At 52.5% G+C, this 17,945-nt stretch carries 17 protein-coding genes and 1 other RNA gene; all 18 read right to left on the reverse strand.

All coding sequences use genetic code 11. The features are described from left to right. Positions 1-35 precede the first annotated feature (35 nt). The 18 genes from murA to ssrS all read right to left on the reverse strand — a co-directional run bounded on the left by murA (position 36) and on the right by ssrS (position 17,884). A complete protein-coding gene (murA, locus tag DEALDRAFT_RS06630) occupies positions 36-1,307 on the reverse strand; it encodes a UDP-N-acetylglucosamine 1-carboxyvinyltransferase (protein WP_008516023.1) in 1,272 nt (423 codons plus the stop codon). Positions 1,308-1,321: 14 nt separating this feature from the next. Then, positions 1,322-2,218, reverse strand: coding sequence for a UDP-N-acetylmuramate dehydrogenase (gene murB, locus DEALDRAFT_RS06635; RefSeq protein ID WP_008516025.1), 897 nt, complete (start codon positions 2,216-2,218; stop codon positions 1,322-1,324). Between the two features lie 59 nt (positions 2,219-2,277). Beyond that, the gene (gene murG / locus DEALDRAFT_RS06640; RefSeq protein ID WP_008516027.1) at positions 2,278-3,378 is read right to left on the reverse strand and encodes an undecaprenyldiphospho-muramoylpentapeptide beta-N-acetylglucosaminyltransferase; all 1,101 of its coding nucleotides are present in this window, start codon (positions 3,376-3,378) and stop codon (positions 2,278-2,280) included. Between the two features lie 13 nt (positions 3,379-3,391). Next, a complete protein-coding gene (gene spoVE, locus DEALDRAFT_RS06645; RefSeq protein WP_008516028.1) occupies positions 3,392-4,510 on the reverse strand; it encodes a stage V sporulation protein E in 1,119 nt (372 codons plus the stop codon). Position 4,511: 1 nt separating this feature from the next. Then, on the reverse strand, positions 4,512-5,876 hold the full coding sequence (gene murD / locus DEALDRAFT_RS06650; protein ID WP_008516030.1) for a UDP-N-acetylmuramoyl-L-alanine--D-glutamate ligase: 1,365 nt from the start codon (positions 5,874-5,876) through the stop codon (positions 4,512-4,514). A 22-nt stretch (positions 5,877-5,898) separates the two neighbouring features. After that, on the reverse strand, positions 5,899-6,858 hold the full coding sequence (gene mraY, locus DEALDRAFT_RS06655) for a phospho-N-acetylmuramoyl-pentapeptide-transferase (RefSeq protein ID WP_008516031.1): 960 nt from the start codon (positions 6,856-6,858) through the stop codon (positions 5,899-5,901). Next, entirely contained in the window at positions 6,855-8,246 is a 1,392-nt protein-coding gene (locus tag DEALDRAFT_RS06660) for a UDP-N-acetylmuramoyl-tripeptide--D-alanyl-D-alanine ligase (protein WP_040378636.1), read from the reverse strand. The genes mraY and DEALDRAFT_RS06660 overlap by 4 nt, the downstream gene beginning before the upstream one ends. Further along, entirely contained in the window at positions 8,227-9,735 is a 1,509-nt protein-coding gene (locus DEALDRAFT_RS06665) for a UDP-N-acetylmuramoyl-L-alanyl-D-glutamate--2,6-diaminopimelate ligase (RefSeq protein WP_008516036.1), read from the reverse strand. Before DEALDRAFT_RS06665 ends, DEALDRAFT_RS06660 begins: the two co-directional genes overlap by 20 nt. 115 nt (positions 9,736-9,850) lie before the next feature. Then, the gene (locus DEALDRAFT_RS06670; RefSeq protein WP_008516037.1) at positions 9,851-11,968 is read right to left on the reverse strand and encodes a PASTA domain-containing penicillin-binding protein; all 2,118 of its coding nucleotides are present in this window, start codon (positions 11,966-11,968) and stop codon (positions 9,851-9,853) included. A 54-nt stretch (positions 11,969-12,022) separates the two neighbouring features. Beyond that, on the reverse strand, positions 12,023-12,403 hold the full coding sequence (locus tag DEALDRAFT_RS06675; protein WP_040378638.1) for a septum formation initiator family protein: 381 nt from the start codon (positions 12,401-12,403) through the stop codon (positions 12,023-12,025). Beyond that, positions 12,403-13,365: a 16S rRNA (cytosine(1402)-N(4))-methyltransferase RsmH gene (gene rsmH, locus DEALDRAFT_RS06680; protein ID WP_008516040.1), complete on the reverse strand. Its 963-nt coding sequence runs from the start codon at positions 13,363-13,365 to the stop codon at positions 12,403-12,405. Before rsmH ends, DEALDRAFT_RS06675 begins: the two co-directional genes overlap by 1 nt. A 46-nt stretch (positions 13,366-13,411) precedes the next feature. Then, a complete protein-coding gene (gene mraZ, locus DEALDRAFT_RS06685) occupies positions 13,412-13,843 on the reverse strand; it encodes a division/cell wall cluster transcriptional repressor MraZ (protein ID WP_008516042.1) in 432 nt (143 codons plus the stop codon). Positions 13,844-14,098: 255 nt separating this feature from the next. After that, on the reverse strand, positions 14,099-14,278 hold the full coding sequence (locus tag DEALDRAFT_RS06690; protein ID WP_008516044.1) for a hypothetical protein: 180 nt from the start codon (positions 14,276-14,278) through the stop codon (positions 14,099-14,101). A gap of 176 nt (positions 14,279-14,454) precedes the next feature. Continuing rightward, positions 14,455-14,955: a peroxiredoxin family protein gene (locus DEALDRAFT_RS06695; protein WP_008516046.1), complete on the reverse strand. Its 501-nt coding sequence runs from the start codon at positions 14,953-14,955 to the stop codon at positions 14,455-14,457. A gap of 15 nt (positions 14,956-14,970) precedes the next feature. After that, on the reverse strand, positions 14,971-15,657 hold the full coding sequence (locus DEALDRAFT_RS06700) for a cytochrome c biogenesis CcdA family protein (RefSeq protein WP_008516048.1): 687 nt from the start codon (positions 15,655-15,657) through the stop codon (positions 14,971-14,973). A 66-nt stretch (positions 15,658-15,723) separates the two neighbouring features. Further along, positions 15,724-17,079, reverse strand: a complete 1,356-nt coding sequence (mgtE, locus tag DEALDRAFT_RS06705; RefSeq protein WP_008516050.1) for a magnesium transporter — start codon at positions 17,077-17,079, stop codon at positions 15,724-15,726. A 20-nt stretch (positions 17,080-17,099) separates the two neighbouring features. Continuing rightward, the gene (locus tag DEALDRAFT_RS06710; RefSeq protein WP_008516051.1) at positions 17,100-17,363 is read right to left on the reverse strand and encodes a metal-sensitive transcriptional regulator; all 264 of its coding nucleotides are present in this window, start codon (positions 17,361-17,363) and stop codon (positions 17,100-17,102) included. Positions 17,364-17,698: 335 nt separating this feature from the next. Further along, positions 17,699-17,884, reverse strand: a non-coding RNA gene (ssrS, locus tag DEALDRAFT_RS16440) — 6S RNA. Positions 17,885-17,945 lie beyond the last annotated feature (61 nt).

The following is a 17,945-nucleotide window of genomic DNA, read 5'->3' on the forward strand; positions in this document are numbered from 1 at the left end:
TAACACGGAGTTGAAGCGGGCATAAGTGGCCCGCTTTATTCAACAATCCGTTTAATGTTTGCACCAAGTCGGATGAGGTCGCCGTCCAGATTTTCATATCCCCGGGAAATATGCTGCAGCTCCTCAACCCGGGTCTCCCCTTCAGCGCCAAGTCCTGCCAACACCAGCGCCGCGCCGGCCCTTAAATCAGTGGCAGCTACGGTGGCTCCGGTCAGCTTTTTTACACCATGCACAATGGCGGTGCGGTTATCTGAGGTTACCACAATATTGGCACCCATCCGCAAGAGCTCACCCACGTGCTTAAACCGTGACTCAAAGACATTTTCCACAACCATACTGCTGCCTGAGGCACAGGTCAATACCGCCATCATCTGCGCCTGTAAATCCGTGGGGAAGCCGGGGTAGGGCAAGGTACGCACCACTTCCACTGCTTTGGGACGACGGGGTGACAGAACATGAATCCGGTCATTATCTTCTCTGATCTGAATTTCTGCCTCCCGCATTTTGGCAATGACCGCATCAAGATGGCCGGCAATAACGCCTTCCAGCGTCACATTGCCACCGGTGGCTGCCGCAGCCAGCATCATGGTACCCGCCACTATTCTGTCGGGCATCACACGATGCTCCACACTGTGCAGCTGTGTTACCCCTTCTATGCGGATCTGATCTGTCCCGGCACCGCGGATACGGGCGCCCATTTTATTGAGGAAGTTTTGTAAATCAACAATTTCCGGCTCCTTGGCGGCGTTGTTGATGGTGGTCACTCCACGTGCATACACGGCGGCCAGCATGATGTTTTCAGTGGCGCCCACGCTGGGATAGTCCAGATGGATATCGGCGCCGGTGAGACGGGAACAGCTGGCAAAGAGATATCCTTGCTCCGTTGGCCGGATCTGAGCGCCCAATGCTTCCAGCCCTTTAAGGTGCAGCTCTATGGGGCGGTTGCCGATGGCACACCCGCCGGGGCGGGAGATACTGACCTGGCCACAACGGCCCAACAGCGCACCCATCAAAAATACGGTGGAGCGCATTTCCCGCATAAGTTTTTCATCCACCATGTAACTATGTACATTCTTGGTGGAAATGGCCATATCGCTGCCGCTCCAGTTAACTTCCGCTCCTAAACTGACCAGAATCTCTACCATTTTCACCACATCGTTAATGCGCGGCACATTGGTCAGGATCGTTTCTTCGCTGCTGTTGTTAAGCAGGACAGCGGCGAGTATAGGCAAAACCGAGTTCTTAGCTCCCCCGATACGGACATTGCCTTCCAGGCGGTTTCCTCCGCGAATTAAGTATTTCTCCATACTCCCACCTTCCGTTAGTAGCCGAGCAGCCGAACCTCCAGTTTGAGTTCCATGCCAAACTGCTCTGCCACTGCGGTTTTTGCCATGTTAATCAGAGTACACACGTCCTCCGCTGTGGCATTGCCGCAGTTGACAATGAAATTAGCATGAACTTCGGAGATCATCGCTCCACCCGCCCGGCGGCCTTTTAGCCCGGCCGCATCAATCAAACGGCCTGCTGCATCCTCCGGCGGGTTCTTAAAAATACTACCGGCATTGGGTAAGCGGGGTTGGCGTTCACGACGAACCTGCAAATTGTGGTGGCATTTGGCCAACAGTGCTTCCGATTCTCCCGGTTCCAGCTCCAGCCTCACACGGCAGACCACCGCCCCCGGGGCTAAATTGCTTCTGCGGTAGGACAGGCCAAGATCTTTGTGCCTTAAAGTGTGAACCTTCAAGTCTGTATCCAGAATCTCAGCTTCGGCAATCACACCACCGATTTCACAGCCGTGGGCACCGGCATTCATCATTAGCGCCCCGCCAATGGTGGCGGGGATACCGGCGGCAAACTCCAAGCCGCCAAGACCGCGTGCACTGGCTTCCCTGGCCAGCTTTGGCAGAGAAACGGCTGCTCCTGCGTCAACTGTGGTGGGTCCATAGTCTGTGCGCAAAAATTCTCCCGCCAGACGAATAACCGCACCCCGGTATCCGCTGTCACTGACCAAAAGATTAGAACCATTACCCATCACAAATACGGGGATACTTTGCCCGCGCAGAAATTCAAGGGACCTGATTAAATCCTCCGTTGTCTGGGGCTCCACAAACAAATCAGCAGGACCGCCGATTTTGAAAGTTGTGTGCTTAGACATTGGTTCTGCGGTTTTTACATCCCCCGTAATTTCTGCGGCCAACCTTTGGGCAATGTCTTTCATAAAACCTCCTGCGCTACCCTTTGCCGTATTTTATAGTATGCAAAGGGTGCGGTTGTGTGTTATTCAGAAATTATTTCACCAATCACCTTGGACATCCGTTCTGCGGCGTCAACCACGCCCAGAGAGCGGCAGGCATCCTGCATTTGCGCAAGTTTTTCTTTTTTGGTGAGCAGTGTAATTAATAATTCTGTAAGGTTCGGCTCACTAAGCTCACTTTCCCGCAGCAATACCGCAGCACCATTGTCGGACAGCGCCCGGGCATTATGCTCCTGATGGTTGTTTGTCACATTGGGAGAAGGAACAAGGACCGAAGGCACTCCCAAAGCAGTAATTTCTGCCAGCGTGGTTGCTCCAGCCCGGCTCACCATCAGATTGGTTTTGCCCATTAAAGCAGGCAGGGCCGGATGATAGGGCAATAGATGCAGCCTGTCAGGATAACTCTTTGCCACGCTCTGCAGCTTTTCTTCAATCTCAGGAAAGTAGCGCCTGCCGGTTACATAGACAATCTGCGCGTCGCAGCCGGCCAGAACCTGCTTCACACTGGCACTAAAAGCCTCATTTAGCTTCAGCGCCCCGTGACTTCCTCCCACACAGAGCAGCACCGGCACATCGGGCAAAAGCGCCACATCGTCTGCTTCCGCCCCACTGGCTGTCACCGCTTCGGTGGCCCGGGGATTACCGGTAAGCACGGTGCGCTCCGGCCGCGGGAAATAGGACTCACTGCCGGCAAAGCTCAGGCAGACCCGGGTGGCAAACCGGGAAAGAAGAACATTGGTTAAGCCGGGAATGGCGTTTTGTTCATGAATAACGGTGGGAATCCCGGACATGCGGGCAGCCAGAACCACCGGTCCCGCCACATAGCCACCGGTACCAACCACCACATCCGGACGAAAGTTTTTAATAATCCGTTTTGCCGCCCCCACACTGGAGGCAGCCAGGTACAAGGCTCGTCCAGTTTGCAGGGAAAGACGTCTTTGCAGCCCTACCACTGCAATCTTTTCCAGAGGGAAACCGGCGGCCGGCACTATTTCGCTTTCCATGCCGTGGGCCGTTCCCACAAACAAAATCTCCGCCCCGGCATGGCCCGAAAGATACCGTGCCAACGCAAGGGCGGGATAAATATGACCTCCGGTGCCTCCACCGGTAAACAGAACACGCATCTAATCCCCCCGCCTAAGTTTTTGTATACTTGGAAATGTTCAAAAGCACCCCAATACTGCACATGGTAAACAAAAGTGAGGAACCGCCCGCACTGATCAGGGGCAGGTTAATCCCGGTCACCGGAATAGAACCGGTGACAACCCCGATATTCATTAACGCCTGGATCCCAATCATGGCGGTAATCCCGGTGGCCAGTAAGCTACCGAATGAATCTGGCGCCATCAGGGCAATCTTAAAACCGCGCCACAAAAGCAGGGCAAAAAGGATTACCACACTGGCGGTACCTATAAAGCCCAATTCCTCACCGATGACAGCAAAAATAAAATCGCTGTGAGGCTCCGGCAGATAAAACATTTTCTGACGTCCATGGCCAAGTCCCACTCCAAAAAGACCTCCCGGCCCCAAAGCATAGAGAGACTGAATAATTTGGTAACCGGTGTCCAGCGGATCGGCCCACGGATCGCGAAAGGACAAGAGGCGCCGCAACCGGTAGGGCTCGCTGGCCATCAGATAAAAACCGGCGGGCAGAGCCACTGCGCCGATGGCGGCCATCTGCTTTAAGGGCATACCCGCCACAAAAACCACTACCATCACCGCGGCGGCCATGGCCACCGCCGTCCCTAAATCCGGTTGTCGCAAAATCAACAGAAAAAAGAATCCGGTAATGGCCAAAACGGGAAAAGCCCCCCGGAAGAAATCTTTTATCTGAATATCCTTGCGGGACAGATAAGCGGCAGCAAACAATATCAGCGCAACTTTAGCCAAATCAGAAGGCTGAGCGGTTAGACCGCCAACCCCGATCCAGCGGCGCGCGCCGTAAATTTCCATGCCCACTCCCGGGATAAACACGGCCAGCAGCAAAATTACGCTTAGTAGTAACGACAGATTAATCCAGCGCTTTAGCTTCCAGTAGCTGTAATTGCTAAAGAAAATCAGGCCACCCAAACCCAAAACTGCCCAGAATGCCTGGCGGCGTAAATGAAAGTATACGTCCCCCCGACTGGAGCTGACCATATACCAGCTGGCACTGAAAACCATCACCAGGCCAATGGCCAGCAAAGTCATGGTGGCAAACAACACAATGAAGTCCGCCTCATTCTTTTTCAGATTCCGGTTCCCCTTCACGGCCAAACTAAGCCCTCCCCAGTTCCCAGACTGCCTCTTTGAACGTGTTGCCCCGTTGTTCGAAATCCTCAAACATATCCCAGGAGGCACATCCCGGTGACAACAGGACCACCTCACCGCTTTGTGCCGTGTCCGACGCAATTTTCACCGCATCTTCCAATGAATCTGCAGTTGAGTACGCATGATAATCCACTTCATCCAACGCCTGAGCCAGTCTGCCGGCCACTTCTCCCAACAGCACCACATAGCGCGCATGTTTCTTAATGGCCGCAGCAAAGGAAGAAAAATCTCCACCCTTGTCGTAGCCGCCGGCAATGAGTAATTTAGGCGCGGCAAACGCTTCCAGCGCTTTGATGGCCGCATCGGAATTGGTGCCTTTGGAGTCATTTATATAAGTTACGCCGCCAAACTCGCGTACATGCTCAAGACGATGAGAAACTCCGGGAAAATTTTTGAGAGTCTTGGCAATAACTTCCACCGCCACCCCGCCAAGCCAGGCCAAAAGAGCTGCGGCCAGAGCATTTTCCAGATTATGAGCACCGGGGATACGGATTTCATCAACCCCACAGACCGTCTCTTCATTTTCTCCGTCCCGCACCACCACATGGCCGTTGCGCACAAAGGCGCCGCGCTCCACTTGACGGCGGCGGCTAAATAAGTATACCCGGCACCGAGGGCGCCCCCGCAGAGCATAAGTCCTGGGATCATCGGCGTTTAAAACCGTCACGTCCGAGGCTTTCTGGTTAGCAAAAATCTTTTCCTTGGCTTCCACATAAGCTTCCATGGTTTTGTGGCGGTCCATATGGTCCGGTGTGAGATTCAAGATGGCCGATATTTGCGGCCGGAAATCTATGGTAGCTTCCAGCTGAAAACTGCTTAACTCCGCCACCACCGCTTCATACTTTGTATCTTCCACCGCCACCGCAGAAAGGGGCAGGCCAATGTTACCCGCCACCGCCGTTTTCTTGCCTGCGGCCTGAAAAATCTCCCCGGTCAACGCTGTGGTGGTGGTTTTTCCGTTGGTTCCGGTAATGGCCACCATGGGCACAGAAAGAAACCCGGCGGCCACTTCCACCTCGGTTACCACCGGAATTCCCAGCTCAAGAGCCTTCTGTATGGGCTCCAGGTCCATGGGGACTCCCGGATTCTTTATGACCAGTGCCACATCCGGTGTAATCATCTCAGCAGGGTGCCCGCCGCCCACCAGGTGGGGCACCTCGATATTGTGTTTTTGTAGTTCAGCGGCCATTTCCGCCACAGGTTTGCGATCATTTAGCAGTACGCCGGCCCCTTCCCTGGACACCAACTGTGCTGCTGCCAGGCCGCTGCGGGCCAGACCGATGATCACCACCTGTTTTCCCATCAGGTCCATTGAAAATATTCTCCCTTTCTTTCTACAAAGCGCCTAACTGCAGCAGGCCGATGACGGCAAAGAGAAAGCCCAGGCCCCAAAAGCCGGTGACTACCCGCCATTCACTGTGCCCGCCCAACTCATAATGGTGATGCAGGGGGCTCATGCGAAACACCCTGTTGCCCGTCAGTTTAAAGACAATCACCTGAATAATCACCGACAGCGTTTCTATCACAAAGACGCCGCCAATGATGACCAGGTACAGTTCAGCTTTAGTTAATATTGCCATGGCTGCCAAAGCCCCTCCCAGGGCCAGCGAACCCACATCGCCCATAAAGACGCGCGCCGGGTGAAAATTATAAATTAAGAATGCAAAAACAGCCCCGATCATCGCTGCGCCAAACTGGGCCAGGCCGGCAAGACCCATAACGGTGGCCAGAATAGTATAAGAGAATAAGGCCAAAATTGCAGTGCCGGAGGCCAATCCGTCAATACCGTCGGTGAGGTTAACCGCATTGGTGGTGCCGATGACAAAAAAGATCAGAAAAGGCAGATACCAGGCCCCCAATTCCACGTAGAAGTCGGTGAAGGGGACGGACAAAGCGGTACTTTCCCCCAATCCCTGCCATAACAGGTAAAAAACCACCACCGTCAATAGCTGTCCCAACAGCTTACTGCGAGCCTTTAAGCCCAGGGATTGTTTACGGATTACCTTAAGATAGTCATCAATAAAACCCACCAGGCCGTTGCCCAGGGTAAGAATCAAAGCCAGATACAGAGGCATTCCCGCCGGAGCAAACAAAATCAGGGCAGGCACAATAGCCAACAGGAAGACAACGCCGCCCATGGTGGGCGTCCCCGCTTTTTTCAGGTGCTTGCGGGGCCCGTCTTCCCGGATTTGCTGCCCCAGCTGCAACCGGCGAAACATATTAATAAACAGCGGCCCTAAAATAATACCGGCCACAAAAGCAATTAATGCGGTTTGAAACAACGCCTGATTCATTTTTTCCCCTCCAACAATACAGCCAAGACATCTTCCATGCGCATTCCCCGCGACCCTTTTAAAAGTACCCAGTCACCGGCACGGGCAATCTTTGCAATAACTTGCGCCGCCTGGGCATGGCTTTCACAACGGTACACCCTCTGCGGCGGATAACCGGCGGCCACTGCGCCGTCGGCAATCAGCTGTGCCCGCTCTCCCAGCACCAAAAGGCCGGACAAATTATGCCGGGCCACCTGTCTGCCGGTTTGGCGGTGTCCTTCTTCCTCCCAGTCGCCCAACTCCAACATATCTCCCAAAACAGCAAAACGTGCCGCATCTTTGGCCAATTCCGCCAATACATCAAACGCCGCCGACACCGCAGTGGGACTGGCATTGTAAGCATCGTTTATCACCTGAATACCGGCCGGTGTGGTGACTGTCTCCAGCCGCATTCCGCTTAAGCGAACCCGGGAAAACCCTTCTGTCAATACACTGTCGTCTACTCCCAGCAGCCGGCCCACCGCCAGCGCCGCCATCAGGTTGTAAATATTGTGGCGGCCGGGAAGCGGCGGCACCACTTCCAGCGGTGCAAATCCCTCCTGCTCAATAATGGCGCGCTTACCCGCCTCATCATTTATAATGTCTGTACAGCGCACGGTGGCATGTTCGTCAAAACCAAAGGTAATCACCCGACAACCCAGACCTTTGATATGCGGCACCAAAAGCGGCTCGTCTGCGTTAACCACCGCCACACCGTCGGCTGCAAGATGGCCAAGCAGTTCGCATTTGGCCCGGGCAATTCCTTCCCTGCTGCCCAACATTTCCAAATGGGATTCTCCGATATTGGTAATTACCGCCACAGTGGGCAGGGCCAGTTTGGCCAAGAGATCAATTTCGCCATACCCGCTCATCCCCATCTCCAGCACCGCAGCTTCATACGTGGAATCCAGCCGGGTCAGCATCAAAGGCACACCCAGATGGTTATTGAGGTTGCCCTCTGTTTTTAACGTCTTCAGCTCAGGGGAGAGTGCTGCGGCAATCATGTCTTTGGTGGTGGTTTTGCCCACCGAACCGGTCACCGCCACCACCGGCAACTGAAATTTCCGGCGATAAAAGGCCGAGAGATCCTGTAGCGCCTGCTCCGGATCCTCCACGCTGATAACCGTCATGCCCTCTGGATGAGTAACATTCTTGGAGAAAGCGGCAAAACAGCCCGCTGCCCCTTTTTCGGCAGCAGCAGCAATAAATCTATGCCCGTCGGTGTGCTCTCCGGCCAGGGGCACAAAAAAGTCACCGGGGCCGATATCACGGGAATCAATACTTACCCTGCCTATTTTTTTATCCAGATCGCCGGCAGCGGGCAACTTACCGCCCACCGCTTCGGAAATCTCACGTAATGTCATCTCCATCCTGCTTTAACCGCCTCCGGATCAGTTCACCGGCAATCTGCCGGTCGTCAAAGGTAATGGTATGGTCACGAAAAACCTGTGTTGTTTCATGACCTTTGCCGGTGATAATCACCACATCGTCTTTTTGCGCCAATTCCATGGCGCGCCGGATAGCAGCTTTGCGGTCCGGCTCAATTTCATAGGCCGATTTATCAATTTGGTTTTCCAACCCGGGAAGAATCTCGTCAATGATTTTTTCCGGATCCTCACTGCGCGGATTATCCGAGGTCACAATGCAATAATCGCTGTATTTTCCTGCGGCTTCACCCATCAGAGGGCGCTTGGTCCGGTCACGGTCCCCGCCACAGCCAAACACCGTCAGCACCCGGGCCGGAGCAAATTCACGGGCCGCCTGCAACACATTCTCCAGACCGTCGGGAGTATGAGCATAATCCACAATAACGGTAAAGTTCTGCCCTGCATCCACCAGCTCAAAACGTCCCGGGACCCCCGCTACACTCTCCATAACCGCCTTAATGCGGGCCAGATCAATCCCCTCCAACAGGCCCACAGAAATTGCCGCCAGTGAATTATAGACAGAAAACAGACCGGTCATCTTAAGGGTAATTTCTGTACCACCCACAGGAGTCTCCAGCCTGAAATTAACGGCGTCCCGCTCCACTTTAACATCATTTGCCCGCACATGGCAATGGTTAGATAATCCGTAAAGCATAACTTCCCCGGGCGTCTGGTCCGCAAAGTGCTGCCAGTGCTTGTCATCACCGTTAATTACGGCCCGGCGCGGCCTTCCCCCCTTCAGAGGGAACGAACCCTGCCAGGAAAACAGCTTACTTTTGCTGGCCAGATAATGGTCAAAGGTTTGATGAAAATCCAAATGGTCTTCGGTAATATTAGTCAGCACCACCGTGTCAAAGTCACAGCCAATGGTGCGGTGCCAGGCCAGAGCATGGGAAGAAACTTCCATGGTGGTATATGTTACGCCTTCATCTTTCATACGCCGCAAAATTGCCTGCAGCTCACTGGCCTCCGGGGTGGTGGCCAAGGAAGGGAATTCTTCCCCGCGAATATGGTAGCGTACCGTGCCCAACAAGCCCGTTGCGGCACCGCTGTTCTGCAGAAGTGCGTCAATCAGGTAAGTGGTGGTGGTTTTACCGTTTGTGCCGGTAACCCCAATCATGGCCAACTCACGGGAGGGATAATCATAAAAACAGGCGGAAACAAGCGCCAGCGCCATGCGGACATCCGGCACCGTCACCACAGTGGCCGATGTCTCCAGCTCGGCCATATCACTTACCACAGCAACGGCTCCGGCGGCCACCGCTTCCTCCACATACCGCCTGCCGTGGGAACGGGTTCCCGGTAGACAGAAAAACAGGTCGCCCGGACGGACTTTTCCTGAATGGTAGGCAATGCCCGAAATTTCCAGGTCAGGGGACCCTGATATCTTCTTATGCAGCAGCACATCGGTAATTGACCCTAAAGTTTTCATTCTGCTAGTATTCCCCTTTCCATGGCCTCTACATTCTGTAAACTACTAAAAAGTTAGACAGTAATACCAAACCTGGTCTCATACGCGAAAAGGGGGCAGGCCACTGCCCCTTTTTCTAGTCCGTATCTCCAGTTTCACCGGGAGCTGCAAACTCCACATCAATAACGCTGTTGCGGGGAACATGGCTTTCGGCGGCGGGCTGTTGACCCACAGCCACCCCTGAGCCGCTACCGTTCATGCGCAAGCCCAGCCAGCCCAGAATCTCCCCTGCTTCCCGCATAGTTTTCCCAGTTAAATCAGGAACGATAACTTCCTCATCTCCCACGTCCTGCCCACCCAGATAGGCAAGCACCTGGGTCTGCAGCGGAACCTGAGCGCCCGCCTTAGGCGTCTGGTTTAGAATTTCATTGCCGCTACCGATAAAACGCATCATTAGCCCGGAAGTATCAATTACTTCGCTGGCCTGTTCCACCGACAGTCCGGTAAGATTGGGAACCTCCACCACCTGAGGCGGTTCATGCTCCGGCATCTCGGTGGGCGGAATATTCAAGTATTTAAGCATCCTCTCCGCCATCCGCTTAAACAGCGGGGCCGAAACCTGGGAACCCCACTGAGGCACTCCCTGGGGATTATCCACGGCAATGTAGAGGAGAATTTGCGGATCTTCGGCGGGAACAAAGCCGATAAATGACAAAATATACTCACCGGAGATATATACACCGCCGGGACCCACTTTCTGTGCCGTACCGGTTTTTCCGCCGATACGGTAGCCCTCCACATGGGCATTCATCCCGCTACCCTCGGTAACAACCAACTCCATTATGCGCCGCACTTCCTGCGATGTTTCTTCAGACACAACACGGCGCACAACCTGCGGCTCGGTTTTTCTCACCACATTCCCTTCGCTGTCGCGGATTTCATCCACCACGTAAGGGGTCATCAAATAACCGCCGTTTATCATGGCCGCCACCGCCATCAGCTGTTGGATGGGCGTTACGGATACACCCTGCCCAAAGGAGGTGGTGGCCGCTTCCACCGGGCCAAACTGCTCGGGAGTAAACATAATTCCCAGGCCCTCGCCCATCACATCAATACCGGTGCGCCGGCCAAAACCAAATGCTTCCAGGTAATGCATATGTTTCTCGGAGCCTATCCGCTGGCCCAAAGTAATGAAACCGGGGTTGCAGGAACCTAACACCACCTCGGTAAAATTGATGGCGCCATGACCGCCGCGGCTGCGGGTCCAGCAGCCAATGGTGCTGCCGGCCACCTGCATGGAGCCGCTGCAGAAGAAACCCTCTTCCGCATGGAATTCACCCTCTTCAATGGCGGCAGCCAGGGTAACCAGCTTAAAGGTGGAGCCGGGTTCAATGGAACTGGAAACAGGTGTTAACTGCCATTGTTCCGGCGGGTAATCTGCATAATTATTGGGGTCGAAATCGGGCTTGCCGGCAATGCCCAGAATCCCACCCGTATTAGGATCAACCGCTACCGCTATAATCTCTTCAGGCTCCCAGTCCAGCATGGCCCGCTCCATTTCCTGTTCCATGATAAACTGGATATTCTGGTCCACGGTTAAAATCAAATCATGGCCGTCTATGGGCGGATTAAAGGTTTGCACGCCCTGGGGTATCTGGCGGCCCAGGCCGTCGGTCTGAAACTCGGCCCGGCCGTCCCGGCCCTTAAGCTCCTCTTCATAGCGGTACTCCAAACCACTTAATCCTTCATCAATGCCGGAAAAACCCAAAAGCTGCGAGGCCAGCCTTTCATGGGGATAGTAGCGCTTAGGCTCCAGCGAAAAGCGAATGCCCCGTATTTCCAGCTTGCGTATCTCCAACACATCTTCTTCATCCATTTTTCTTTTCAGATAAACCGATGAGCTCTGCCGCTGCAGACGCTCCAGCACCGCTTCTTCCTCCATGTCCAGTACCGGCGCCAGCTTCCGGGCCGCTTCTTCCTTATCCTCAATTTGGGCCGGATAAGCAAGAATAGACACCGAGCTGGCACTCCCCGCCAAAAGCTGCTCATTTCGGTCGAGAATATCGCCTCTCGGTGCCCTGACAGGATCACCCCGCGTCCACTGATCCCATGCTTTTGCCTGAAGCTCGCCTGCCACCACAATCTGCAGCCAGAACAGCCGCAGCAAAAGGGCCACAATGGCCAGCACCATACAAAAGAAAAGGAAGATTAGTCTTTTTTTCACAGTGACATTAGATACGGTATTCCTGCGCAAAAGATAACCTCCCACACTGATGTCGCTATTTTATGTAGTCAAACATTATGTATACTAGTTTCCGGAAGCACCTGCCGTAAGATATACGAACTGGTCCTCACCGGGATACTGCAACCCGATTTCCAAAGCAGCCTGCTCCAGGCGCTGCGGCGACCGCAATGAAGCTATCTCTAATTGTAAATGCTTGTTTTCATCCTGTAAAGCAGCCAATTCCTGCTTTCTGGCACTTATTTGGTGATTTACGTCAACTACGTAGGCAAAATGAGCTACAAGGACGATTGCCGTCATAGCACACAACAACACAGCCCCCATCAAAGTAAGTTTGCGGGCAGCCAAACGCCGGTTGGTCATTTTTTTGTTGGCCACCTTTTGCCTGGCACGCTGTTGGTCGTAAAAAGATTGTTGCGGAACTCTTTTTTTTGCTACTAACAACACTATTCACCCTCTCTCCCATTTAGAACTTTAATCACCGCCCGCAGTTTTGCGCTGCGCGCCCGCGGATTTCTCTCCAGCTCGTCCTCTTTAGCCTGAACAGGCTTTCCTGTCAGAATTTTCACATGTGCCTGATTGCCGCAAGCACATTGAGGCAACCCCGGGGGGCACTGACAACCCGCCGCCCTGTGCTGAAAGATTTTTTTCACCATGCGGTCCTCCAGAGAGTGGAACGTAATTACCGCCAACCGCCCACCTGTCTTCAGACAGTCTATACCGTCGTTTACCGCGCGCTCCAAAACACCCAATTCATCGTTTACCGCAATGCGCAGGGCCTGAAACGTGCGGCGGGCCGGATGGGGACCTCTGCGTCGGGCCCTGGCGGGGATGGCCGCTTTAATTACATCCACCAACTGTCCCGTGGTTTCAATGGGGCCATGGTTTTTTCTTCTGGCAACCATAAACTCCGCAATGCGCCGCGCCCATAATTCCTCTCCGTAATCACGCAGAATCCTGGTCAACTCCTCCGCATCCAGTTCATTGACCAACTGCGCCGCCGTCACGCCTTTATCCCGGTTCATACGCATATCCAGCGGCGCCTCTGTATTAAAGGAGAATCCTCTCTCCCCTTCATCCAACTGATGGCTTGACACTCCGATGTCAAGGAGTATGCCGTCCACTTTCTGCACCCCTTCAGACTCCAGCACATCCTGTAGATTGGCAAAATTATTATGTACAAACGTTACATGCTCCCGCCATGGCGCCAGAGTTTCCTTAGCCGCCGCCAAAGCGTTCTTGTCCTGATCAATGGCAATCAGCCGGCCGTGGGGCGTAATTTTTTCCAGAATAGCCCTGCTGTGGCCGCCGCCACCCACCGTTCCATCCACGAAAACTTCACCCGGCCGGGGGGCCAGCGCAGACAAAGTTTCCTGCAGAAGAACCGGTTCATGGGAAAATTGCATCATTACACATCCTTCAAATAAGTGTTATTTGCTATTATTCCCAACCTGCTTACAACTCTATATCTTCAATTTTTTCAGCGATGTTTTCAAAGGAAAGGCCGGTTTCTTCACTGTATGAATCCCAAACTTCCTGGCTCCAGATTTCAACCCGGTTGGAAACGCCGATTACCACCGCATCTTTTAATAGCTTGGCATGATCCCGCAGGTTGTTTGGAACCAGCACCCTACCCTGCTTGTCCAGCTCGCACTCAGCGGCGCCGGAAAAGAAGAACCGCATAAAAGCCCGGGCATCTGAACGGGTAAAGGGCAGTGCCTTTAATTTTTTCTCCAGGATGGTCCACTCTTCCATGGGATAAACAAAGAGGCAGTTATCAAGCCCACGGGTCACAACAAACCGCTCACCCAGCGCTTCACGGAACTTGGCCGGCATTATAAGCCGCCCCTTTCCATCCACCGAATGTTGGTATTCACCCATGAACATGACATCACCCCCCACTTCCCACCACTTTGAACCACTTTTGGTACAATTCTGCGCATTTTTCTATATTCCTTCCTATCGACAAAAAAAATTACACAATTATTACAGAAAGTGGGACACGGGGACCCTCTGCGAGGACGGACCATAAATTGCATTACTGCAAAAAAAGGTCCGTCCCCAAATTGCACTGCAAAAAAAGGTCCGTCCCCAAATTGCACAAAAAAAAGACCCCATCACGGGGTCTTCTTTTTAAAAAACTTATACAGTTGCTAATACCGGTTCTTTCTTCACTTCCAAATGTAGAGTCGTCATTAAATGGTCACCGCACTTCGGACACAAAACAGCACTCTCACCAACGGAATCGGGTTCAGGGTCACACATACCTTGCAGGCCACATCCCAGACAAAGGAACTCAATTTTACCATCAAGCATCTCCATGAGCCGCCTCCTTAACCGTTGTATTCTGTTATCCTACCATTCGACACACCTGTTAGACGTACCTATATTAAGTTATATTCTTTACCCGCCACACTTTTCCTTGTGTACAAGGTAAAATTTTTCTTTATTTTTCTATATTTTTTGGCTTATAATTCCCTTCTACCTGCAGATTATTACTAAAGCCACTCCTGCACCAGGCTGCGCAGCTGATCTTCTTCCATTGCCCCCACCTGAACATGACGGACAACCCCGTCTCTGTCAATTAGCAATGATTTGGGAATAAACACCACTTCATAGAGCTCACTTACTTCTCCGTCATCCTTTAGCACCGGAAAGGTGAAATTGTTTTCATCAATGTAGGACTTTGCCATGCCGGGGATGTCATTCACATTTACCGCCAGAATAGTAAACCCTTCTTCGCCAAGTTCTTCATACACCCGCTGCATACGAGGCTTTTCTTCGCGGCAGGGCGGACAGGCTGCACTCCAGAAGTTTACCAGAACCACCTGCCCCCGCATATCCGTTAAAGAAATGGTTTCCTCCTCCATTAACACAGGCAGAGTAAAATCCGGTGCGGTCTTCCCTTCTGCCAGCCCTTCGGCCCGCAGCCGACTTAATACGGGTATGGAAACGCCCAACAAAACAATGGCCACAAAAACGAAAATATATTTTTTCATAGCTCCTCCTTGATGTCAGTAGAGAATAATGGCAAAACGCGCCAGAATGCCGGTAAATACAGCGATGCCAAAGAGCACCAGGATAAAACCGAAAATTCGCTGTAGCTTAGGCAGATACACGGCAAAGCGATCTACCCAGCGGCCCACCCGCTCCACCAGCAGGGCCGCCAGCAGAAAAGGCAGGGCCATACCCACTGAAAAAGCAATCAACAGCGACACGCCGGCACCGGTGGCGGCGGCATAAACCAAAATGGAGCCTAACACCGGACCGATACAGGGCGTCCAGCCGGCACCAAAGGCTACACCCATCAGCATGGCTGTGCCGGGCCCGGCGGTCTTAGGCATGTACTGCATTCTTTTCTCCCGCTGCAGCACAGACGGAGATAAAATGCCGGCCAGATGCAGCCCGAAAAGAATTATCAGTACTCCCGCCACCCGCTGCAGAGTCACCTGGTGGGCGGCAAAAAAAGCGGCAAACCAGCTGGCCAAAAGGCCAAGGAAAATAAAGACCACACTAAAACCAACCACAAAGTTCAAACTGTTAACAAACGCCTTGTTTTTCTGGGGCTTTCCATCCTCATCCGTCATGGAGCCGGCCAGAAAACCCAGATAAATAGGCAGGAGCGGCAGCTGACAGGGCGAGAAAAAAGAAATAACCCCGGCAAAAAAGGCGATCATGAGAGACATGGTTCCCTGCTCCATCAGATACCTCCTCGGGGTATTTTGCGTCTATTCTATTATCCTCATTTTCACCACTTCTGTCAACCGTCAAAGATTTACGAGCTCGGGCAATAATCTGATGGCAATGGAAAAATAGATTAAAAGCCCGGTAGCGTCTTTGATGGTGGTTACCAAAGGACCGGAGGCATAAGCAGGGTCAATCCCGAACTGACTAAACACCAGGGGAATCAGCGTGCCGATAATAGCTGCCACCGTCACCGTACCCGACATTGCTATACCCACAACCAAGCCCAACATAGGATCTCCCTGCCAGAAACTGGCGGCAACAGCCACCGTGCTTCCGCAAATGACACCCATCAAAACTCCGATTCTGATTTCCCGCATAAAATACCCCCACCGCTCTTCAACACTGATTTCCCCGGTTGCTACCCCGCGGACAAAAACGGTGGAAGACTGGGTGGCAACGTTTCCCCCCATGTCCATAATAACTGGGATAAAAAAGACCAGCGCAGCTACGGCCTCCAGCGCTTCTTCAAATACGGCAATCACACTACCTACAAATAAACCGCCGATAAGCGTAATAATCAGCCAGGGCAAGCGCCGCCCCAGGATACTGGGAACCGACGCCGAGACCAAATCCACACTTTCCAGTTCCGCCGCACCAACGCGCCGGTACATGTCTTCTGTGGCCTCTTCTTCCAAAACGTCAAGAATATCGTCAACGGTGACAATACCCAGCAACCGCTGACGTTCGTCCACAACCGGTACGGCCAGCAGGTCATACTTGGAGACCAGGCGCGCCACTTCTTCCTGGTCCATATCCACCGGCACACTGATTAGGCTTTTGCGCATAATTTCAGCAAGCTTGGTACCGTCTGCCGAGGCAATCAACTCCCGCAGCGATAATACACCGCTGACCTGCATTTCCTCGGTCACCACATACACATAATAGACAGTTTCCGCTTCCGGGGCAATTTCCCGCAAACGGCGAATGGCTTCCTCCACCGTCATGTTTTCAGGAAAGGCTATGTATTCGGTGGTCATAATGCCGCCGGCGGTATCTTCGGGGTACTTCATCAATCCGCGCAGCTCTTCGGCATCTTCATCAATGAGAGTGAGAAGCTCCCTGGCTTCATTTTCCGGCAGCTCAGACAAAAGGTCCGCTGCATCGTCGGAGGCCATCTCTTTTAATATAGCAGAAGCCCGTTTTTTGGTGAGCAGCTGAAACAGAACCACCTGATCCAGCTCTTCCATTTCCTGAATAACCATGGCCGCTTCTTCATCGCTGAGCAAATCAAAAAGCTCCGCTTTCTGCTCATCGGTTAAGTCGTCCACGATTTCCGCAAAGTCGCTGGGATGGAGATTCTGAAAAAACTCCTCCAGGTTGGTATCCCGCTCCTTGATCATCTTGATGATTTTTTGCAGTGATTTTTGGATGGACATTGGGGTACCTCCTTCAACTGCTAGCTAATATACTTAGAAAGCATTTTCATCACATCATCCACAAAATCCAGATCTTCCCCTTCAGCAATAGCCTTCTCCAGGCAGTCGCGGAAATGGGTTTCAAACATTACTGTGCCAACCCGGTTTACAGCAGCCTTTACCGCTGCAATCTGCATCATTACTTCCGCACAGGAATTCTCTTCTTCTATCATTTTGCGAATTCCCTTAATCTGCCCTTCAATGCGATTTAAGCGGTTAATTATATTCTGACGTTCTTCGTGCAATCTAAACACCTCTCAACAGTCATTTACCTTTCAATTATACCGCTTAGGCTTTTTGAATACAACAAGAAAGGGCGCTCTAATTCAGTTCCTTTAAACGCGCCCTTTCAGTACTGGCTACATATGCCGCTTCACATATGTGAAGCGTCTTTTTATTTTCCGGCCAGTGCAAGAAAGGCACGCACATTGGATTTCCACTGCGCGTGCCTTTCTCAATACCGATCTCCGCTGCAGCTTCGCTAACTGCGATGCGTTATTTTTTCAGACCGGTATAAAAAAGGCACTTATTCAGAGATAAGCGCCTTTTCAGAGCTATTGCATATTTAGCTTTACAAAAATAATACCCCACCATGCCGTGAGCGACCCTCAGTTTTGAACTGCTCTCCCCACAGGTGGGTGTCCTCCTGCCTGCTTTACATGTCCTTGGATTTAAGGCATATGCGCCGCAAGCAGAGACCAGACTCCCTCTTCAAAAGTGTTAGCTCAAAACTTTATAGGGTAATACACAAACATAGTAGGGCTCGTGTTTATTATTTGTTGTTTCACGAACATTATAGCAATTTTTTTCGACGTTAGCAAGCCAAG

Source organism: Dethiobacter alkaliphilus AHT 1, assembly GCF_000174415.1.
In the GTDB taxonomy this organism is placed as follows: domain Bacteria; phylum Bacillota; class Dethiobacteria; order Dethiobacterales; family Dethiobacteraceae; genus Dethiobacter; species Dethiobacter alkaliphilus.